At 64.7% G+C, this 7020-nt stretch carries 8 protein-coding genes; 3 read left to right on the top strand and 5 right to left on the bottom strand.

From position 1 onward, the window contains the following. The coding region (locus tag ACEN88_RS21070) for a DUF72 domain-containing protein (protein WP_413342693.1) at positions 1 to 497 on the bottom strand (497 nt) is incomplete at its 3' end. A 126-nt stretch (positions 498 to 623) separates the two neighbouring features. Between ACEN88_RS21070 and trxC the strand changes: the two genes are divergently transcribed. Together trxC and ACEN88_RS21060 are read left to right on the top strand one after the other, a co-directional pair. Beyond that, the gene (gene trxC / locus ACEN88_RS21065) at positions 624 to 1067 is read left to right on the top strand and encodes a thioredoxin TrxC (RefSeq protein ID WP_413342690.1); all 444 of its coding nucleotides are present in this window, start codon (positions 624 to 626) and stop codon (positions 1065 to 1067) included. Between the two features lie 46 nt (positions 1068 to 1113). Continuing rightward, positions 1114 to 1467, top strand: a complete 354-nt coding sequence (locus ACEN88_RS21060) for a DUF4870 family protein (protein WP_413342687.1) — start codon at positions 1114 to 1116, stop codon at positions 1465 to 1467. Here ACEN88_RS21060 and ACEN88_RS21055 read toward each other — a convergent pair whose 3' ends face one another. From ACEN88_RS21055 to phaC, 4 genes are all read right to left on the bottom strand, one after another. Then, positions 1468 to 2631 carry a cystathionine beta-lyase gene (locus ACEN88_RS21055; RefSeq protein WP_413342684.1) on the bottom strand — a complete coding sequence of 388 codons (1164 nt, stop codon included), beginning with the start codon at positions 2629 to 2631 and terminating at the stop codon, positions 1468 to 1470. A 25-nt stretch (positions 2632 to 2656) separates the two neighbouring features. Continuing rightward, on the bottom strand, positions 2657 to 4060 hold the full coding sequence (gene rimO, locus ACEN88_RS21050) for a 30S ribosomal protein S12 methylthiotransferase RimO (RefSeq protein WP_413342681.1): 1404 nt from the start codon (positions 4058 to 4060) through the stop codon (positions 2657 to 2659). A 211-nt stretch (positions 4061 to 4271) separates the two neighbouring features. Further along, the gene (phaR, locus tag ACEN88_RS21045; protein ID WP_413342679.1) at positions 4272 to 4826 is read right to left on the bottom strand and encodes a polyhydroxyalkanoate synthesis repressor PhaR; all 555 of its coding nucleotides are present in this window, start codon (positions 4824 to 4826) and stop codon (positions 4272 to 4274) included. Positions 4827 to 5001: 175 nt separating this feature from the next. After that, a complete protein-coding gene (gene phaC, locus ACEN88_RS21040) occupies positions 5002 to 6756 on the bottom strand; it encodes a class I poly(R)-hydroxyalkanoic acid synthase (RefSeq protein ID WP_413342677.1) in 1755 nt (584 codons plus the stop codon). Between the two features lie 50 nt (positions 6757 to 6806). On the opposite strand from phaC, the gene ACEN88_RS21035 reads away from it, so the two are divergent. Continuing rightward, positions 6807 to 7020: hypothetical protein (locus ACEN88_RS21035; RefSeq protein ID WP_413342675.1), on the top strand; the 214-nt coding region annotated here is incomplete at its 3' end.

Genomic DNA, 7020 nt, shown 5'->3' with positions numbered 1-7020 from the left:
ATCACGCGCGTGACGCCGTGCTCGCGCAGCAGCGCGGTCGCCATGTCGCCGAACCACGTCGGATGGCGTCCCTCGATCGCCAGCATGCAGGGGAAGCGAGCGCGCAGGCGCGGCAGGAAGCCGGCGACGGTCTCCGGATCGAACACGCCGCTGGGCGGCAGCTGGACGAGGACGCAGCCCAGTTTCGGCCCCAGTTCGCCGGCTTCGCGGACGAAACGGTCGAGCAGCTCGTCCGCGTCGCGCAGCTTCGCCTCGTGCGTGATCGCCTTCGGCAGCTTGACGGAGAAACGAAAGACGTCGGGCACGCTGGCGGCCCAGCGGGCGTACGTCCGCGGCTGGTGCGGCCGGTAGAACGACGAGTTGATCTCGACCGCGGGGAACACGGCCGCGTAGCGCTCGAGGTGGCTTCCTTCGACCGGGAAGTCGGCCGCCACGTCCTTGTTGAGGCCCCAGCCGGCGCAGCCGATCAGGGGCCGATTGACTGCCGTGGATTGCAATTCGCTCATCTGGACCCATGTTGGAGGGCATCCGCCCGGCATCCGATTCTATGTCGAACGGCATGGTCGACGGCGCACGCGCCACCGGGCATACAATATCAATCGCAATCAGGAGGAAACACCACCATGGCCGAGTCCCTGCACATCGTCTGTCCGCACTGCGACGCCGTCAACCGCGTCGCCGGCGCGCGCCTGGCCGACCAGCCCGTCTGCGGCAAATGCGCGAAGGCGCTGTTCACCGGCCAGCCCACGGACGTGTCGTCCGCCCGCTTCGACAAGCACGTCGGGCGCAACGACATTCCGGTGCTCGTCGATTTCTGGGCCGCGTGGTGCGGCCCGTGCCGCATGATGGCGCCCGCGTATGCGCAGGCCGCCGGCCGGCTGGAGCCGCACGTGCGGCTGCTGAAGGTCGATACGGAAGCGTCGCAGGATCTCGCGGCGCGCTACAACATCCGCAGCATCCCGACGATCGCCTTGTTCCAGGGCGGGCGCGAGATCGCGCGCCAGGCCGGGGCGATGGATGCGAACCGCCTCGTCGCGTGGGTGCAGCAGACCGCGCGCGCCGCCTGAGCGGCCGATCGGTTATCGTAATGGCAATCTAGAACCAGGAGAAGTCATGGCCCAGGAACTCGTCTACGAACGCGGCCTCGAGGATGCCAAGCAGTTCGCCCGCATCCTGTACGTCGCCCATGCGCTCACGTTTTTCTTTTCGCTCGGCACGCTGTCGATCCTGGTGCTGATCGTCAACTACATCCGGCGGCCGGACACGGCCGGGACGATGGTCTACAGCCACCACACGTGGATGATCCGGTCGTTCTGGTTTTACGCGCTGTGGATGGTCCTGGGCGCGTTGTTGTGGTTTACCGTCGTCTTCCCCTTCGTTATCTGGGGGATTGCGTGGGTGTGGATGGCGTACCGGATCATCCGCGGGTTCCTCGACCTGAACAACAACCGCGCGATGCCAGTGTGATCAGAGCCGGCCGAGGGCCTGCTCGATGTCTGCGATGAGGTCGTCGGTGCCTTCGAGGCCGATGTTGAAGCGCACGAGCGTGCCCGTGTCGGGCCAGTCGCGCCGCATGCCCTGCATCCGGTACGGCACGGCGAGACTGTGCGTTCCGCCCCAGCTGTACCCGATGCCGAACAATGCCAGCGCGTCGACGAAGCGGTCCACCTGCTCGCCCGCATAGCGTGCATCGAAGACGACGGAGAACAGGCCGCCCGCGCCCGTGAAATCGCGCTTCCACACGTCGTGGCCGGGGCAATCCTCGAATGCCGGGTGCAGCACCTTCGCGATTTCGGGACGGCCTTTCAACCACGCCGCCACCTTGCGCGCGGACGCATCGTGCGCGTCGAAGCGCAGCTTCATCGTTTCCAGGCCGCGCAGCACCAGGTAGGCATCGTCGCCGCCCACGCCCATGCCGAGGCGCATATGCGACGTCGAGATACGGTCGTTGATGGCCGTGTCGCGCGTGATCACGGCGCCCATCAGCACGTCCGAGCCGCCCGACTGGTATTTGGTGAGCGCCTGCATGACGATATCGGCGCCGACGTCGAAGCCGCGCAGCGCGAGGCCCGCGGCCCATGTGTTGTCCAGCGCGACCAGGATGCCCTTGTCGTGCGCCGCCGCGCAGATCGCGGGCAGGTCCGGCACTTCCATCGACACGGAGCCCGGCGCCTCGGTCCAGATCAGCTTCGTGTTCGGCTGGATCAGGTCCGCGATGCCCGCGCCCACGAGCGGATCGTAGAAGCGCGCGGAGACACCGAAGTCGTTCGCGAGCCAGCGTCCCAGCTCGCGCGTTGGGTTGTAGACGTTATCGGGCAGCAGGACGTCGTCGCCCGACTTCAGCAGCGCCAGCAGGATCATCGAGATCGCGGCGAGACCGGACGGCGCCAGCAGGGCGTAGCCGCCGCCTTCGATGGCGGCCAGGCGCGCTTCCAGCGTGAACGTCGTCGGCGTGCCGTGCAGGCCGTAGGTATAGGCCTGCTTGCTGCGCCAGTCGCCCGAGCGCAGGCTGGCCACGTCCTTGAACAGGACCGTGGACGCGTGATGGATCGGCGTCGGGTACGCGGCGAAGCCGGCCGGCGGGCGGTAGTCGCTGTGCGTGAGCGTGGTCTGGATGGACTTCTTCGTCACGTCGCCGCCTCCCTGTCAGCGGCTGTCAGGCCACGGTCGCCCACAGGTCGTGCGCATCCGCCTTCGTCACGACCACCTCGATGAACTCGCCCACGGCCGGCTTGGCCTTGCCCGGCGTGAGGGCGCGCTTGATGTGGACGACGCCGTCGATTTCCGGCGCATCCGCTGCCGAGCGGCCGACCGCTTCGCGCGGGCCCACTTCGTCGACGAGGACGCGGATCGTCTTGCCGACCTTCGCCTGCAGGCGCTGCGCCGAGATCTCTTCCTGCAGCAGCATCACGCGGGCGCGGCGCTCTTCCTTGACTTCGTCCGGCACCGGGTTCGCGATCTCGTTCGCCGTCGCGCCTTCGACCGGCGAGTACGCAAAGCAGCCCAGGCGGTCGATCTGCGCTTCCTTCAGGAAGTCCAGCAGGTATTCGAATTCCGCGTCCGTCTCGCCCGGGAAGCCGGCGATGAACGTCGAGCGGATCGTGAGGTCGGGGTTCATCTTGCGCCATGCCTGGATACGGTCGAGGTTCTTCTCGCCGCTGGCCGGGCGCTTCATGCGCTTCAGGACGTCCGGATGCGCGTGCTGCAGCGGGATGTCGAGGTAAGGCACGACGTTCTCGCCCATGAACGGGATCACCTGGTCCACGTGCGGGTACGGGTACACGTAGTGCAGGCGCACCCACGCGCCGTACTGCTGCGCCATCTGGCCCAGGGCTTCCGTCAGCTGCGTCATGTGCGTCTTGACCGGGCGGCCGTTCCAGAAGCCGGTGCGGAACTTGACGTCCACGCCGTATGCGCTCGTGTCCTGCGAGATCACCAGCAGTTCCTTGACGCCCGCCTTGAACAGGTTCTCCGCTTCCTGCAGCACATCGTGGATCGGACGCGACACGAGGTCGCCGCGCATCGACGGGATGATGCAGAAGCTGCAGCGGTGGTTGCAGCCTTCGGAAATCTTCAGGTAAGCGTAGTGCTTGGGCGTGAGCTTGACGCCGTGGTCCGGCACGAGGTCGATGAACGGGTCGTGCGGCTTGGGCAGGTGCATGTGCACGGACTCCATCACTTCGGCGACCGCGTGCGGACCGGTCACCGCGAGCACCTTCGGGTGCACCTTGGTGATGATGTCGCTGCCCGATGCATCCTTCTTGGCGCCGAGGCAGCCCGTGACGATCACTTTACCGTTTTCGGCCAGCGCCTCGCCGATCGCATCGAGCGATTCCTGCACGGCCGCGTCGATGAAGCCGCAGGTGTTGACGATCACGAGATCGGCGCCGGCATACGACTTGGCGGTCTCGTAACCCTCCGCGCGCAGCTGCGTGAGGATCTGTTCGGAGTCGACGAGCGCCTTCGGGCAGCCGAGCGAGACGAAACCGACCTTCGGCGGCACGGCGGTGCCGGCAGCGTCGGAGGTGGCGGGAAGAGGGTTACGGCGGAGTTCTTGCATTGTCGGATTGCGGCAAAAATTCAGGGCAATCCGCGATTGTACAGGAAGCGGGGGCGGAGGGAAATCGACGAGCATGTCGTATACAGAGAATGTCTTTGCAGCCCGCGCCCTCTGTACGCCGCCCCTGCGAAGGCAGGAGCCTAATTTTTCATGCGTTGCCGCAATGCGGGCAACATTGGATCCCCGCCTCCGCGGGGACGACGTGCAAACGTTACTTCTTCTCCGGCGGCACCCCGAACGGGAACGCGCCGAACATCGCCTTGCTCTGGCTCTGCATCTGCTCCTGCATCTGCAGGAACAGGTTCTTGCTCTGGTCGATGTAGTTGTTCATCATGCCCTGCATCATCGGACCCTGGATGTTCATGAACTGGGTCCACATCTCGGTGCTGAACGGCTTGCCTTCCATCGCGCCCGCGGCCGAGCCGACGAATTTGTTCTGGATGTCGGTGAACGCCTGCACGTTCTTTTCCAGATACGAGCCCATCATGCCCTGCATCGCGTGGCCATAGTAGCGGATGATCTGGGACAGCACGCCGCTGGAGAACATCGGCACGCCGTGCGCTTCCTCTTCGAGAATGATCTGCAGGAGGATGCTGCGGGTCAGGTCTTCGTTCGTCTTGGCATCCACGACCGTGAACTCGTCGGAATCGAGGACGAGTTGCTTCACGTCGGACAAGGTGATGTAAGAACTGGTCTGGGTGTCGTACAGCCGGCGGTTCGGATACTTCTTGATCAGGCGTTCAGTGCTTTTTTTGACACTACTCATCTCATTTCCATGTACAGCGCCGAAGCGCATTTATTATGCAGCGACCGCGGGGATCTGCCGCGGCGTCTCCGATTCCAAGAGGATATCCGCTAAAAATACCACGTTGCGAACGCAGGTGCAGCAATTATTCGCTGAGCAACTGAATGATTTCTTTCGCAATGTGTTAGCGGTCCCTTCAATCGGCCCTGGCCTTGACGTACCGGCCCGGCGCCGGCTCGATCGCCGGATACTGCGCATTGCCCGGCTGTGCGGGCGGCGCGACCTCCTTGCCGCCGTGTTCGACGAGGAACTTCGCCCATTCCGGCCACCAGCTGCCCTTCTTCTCGACGGCGCCGGCCATCCAGTCGGCCGCCGTCTTCGGCCGCGTCTTGCCGCCCTCGTTGACCCAGTAGCTGCGCTTGTTCTTCGACGCGGGATTGATCACACCTGCAATGTGGCCCGACGCGCCCAGCACGTAACGGTTGTTCTTCGGCTTTTTCGGGTTCAGCAGCCCCATCGACGCGAACGCCGCCTCCCAGGGCACGATGTGGTCTTCCTTCGACCCGTACAGGAAGGTCGGGCAATCGATGGTGCCCAGGTCGACCTTGACGCCCGCCACCGTCAGCGCACCCGGCACCTTCAGCTTGTCCTCGAGGTAGGTATTGCGCAGGTACCAGCAATACATCGGACCCGGCAGGTTCGTGCTGTCCGCATTCCAGTACAGCAGGTCGAACGCGGGCGGCGTCTTGCCTTTCAGGTAGTTTTGCTGGACATAGTTCCACACGAGATCGTTCGGACGCAGCGCGGAGAACGTCGTCGCCAGGTCGCGTCCCGGCATCAGGCCGCCGCGGGAAAGCTGCTGTTCGCGCAGCTTGACCTGGGTTTCGTCGACGAACACGTCGAGCACGCCCGTGTCCGAGAAATCGAGCAGCGTCGTGAACAGCGACAGGCTGGCGGCCGGCTTCCTGCCGCGGGCGGCCAGCACGGCCAGCGCCGTCGCGGCGATCGTGCCGCCCACGCAGAAGCCGAACACGTTCACCTTGTCCTGGCCCGTGATGGCGCGGGTGGCGTCCAGCGCGCGGATCGCGCCCTGCTCCACGTAATCGTCCCACGTCGTGCCGGCCAGGCTCTGGTCCGGATTACGCCAGGACAGCATGAACACCGTATTGCCCTGCTCCACCAGGTAGCGGACGAGGGAATTCTCCGGCTGCAGGTCGAGGATGTAGTATTTGTTGATGCACGGCGGCACCATCAGCAGCGGCACCTCGTGCACGGTCGGCGTCGTCGGCGTGTACTGGATCAGCTGGAACAAGTGATTCTCGAACACGACCGTGCCCGGCGTGATGCCGACGTTGCGGCCCACCTCGAATGCGGACTCGTCCGATTGGGAGATACGGCCCTTCTGCAGGTCGGCCAGCATGTTCTGCAGACCCTTCGTGAGACTCTCGCCCTTGGTCTCGATGATTTTCTGCTGGGCTTCCGGATTCGTCGCGAGGAAGTTCGCGGGCGACATCGCATCGACGATCTGCTGCACGGCGAAGCGGATCTTCTGCTTGTCGCGCGGCGGCGCTTCGACGGCCTCGGCCAGGGCCATGATGAATTCGGAATTCAGCAGGTAGGACGCGACGCTGTACGCGGACATCGCGTTCGCCGTCCACTCGGGCGCGGAAAAGCGGCGGTCGCTGAACGACGGCAGCTTGCCGGTGACAAACTCCTGCCACAGCTTCATCGCCTTTTGCAGGTAATCGTCGCGCAGCGCTTCCAGCTTGCCCTGCGACAGCCCGGCGCCGATATCGCCCAGCATCTTGGCCACCGGTGCGAACGCTGCCGAGCCGTCGGCACCGTCGGGGAGTTTCATCCAGGACTGCCAGGCGGAGGGATCGGTGAATTGCGCGAACGGCGCCATCCAGGGTGCGGCAAGCATCTGCGGGGTAGCATCAGGCGTATTCATAAGGCGTCCATTGTGTAGAATCGTTTTATCGACAGCAACCGGAGCATCGCATGTGGATCGTAGCCATAGGATGGATGTACGTCGTAACCCTGATGGCGGCGACGGAGCCGACTGTGGTTGGCGGCATTATGACTTTTTTCGGCTATGGCGTGTTGCCATTCTCAATCGTTTTTTACCTTGCGGGATCAAGACGGCGGCGCGCCCGCGCGGCACAGGCGGCGTTGCGGACGGCTGACGGGACACCGGTCGTGCCCGCGGCAGGCC

This window comes from Massilia sp. CT11-108, assembly GCF_047302915.1.
In the GTDB taxonomy this organism is placed as follows: Bacteria; Pseudomonadota; Gammaproteobacteria; order Burkholderiales; family Burkholderiaceae_D; genus Telluria; species Telluria orientalis.
Note: the sequence above shows the minus strand (reverse complement) of the source record. Positions and strands in the feature narration are given on the sequence as shown.

Coding starts and splice junctions, on each gene's coding strand:
- trxC (WP_413342690.1), top strand. CDS start 624: ATGGCCGAGTCCCTGCACATCGTCTGTCCGCACTGCGACGCCGTCAAC.
- ACEN88_RS21060 (WP_413342687.1), top strand. CDS start 1,114: ATGGCCCAGGAACTCGTCTACGAACGCGGCCTCGAGGATGCCAAGCAG.
- rimO (WP_413342681.1), bottom strand. CDS start 4,060: ATGCAAGAACTCCGCCGTAACCCTCTTCCCGCCACCTCCGACGCTGCC.
- phaR (WP_413342679.1), bottom strand. CDS start 4,826: ATGAGTAGTGTCAAAAAAAGCACTGAACGCCTGATCAAGAAGTATCCG.
- phaC (WP_413342677.1), bottom strand. CDS start 6,756: ATGAATACGCCTGATGCTACCCCGCAGATGCTTGCCGCACCCTGGATG.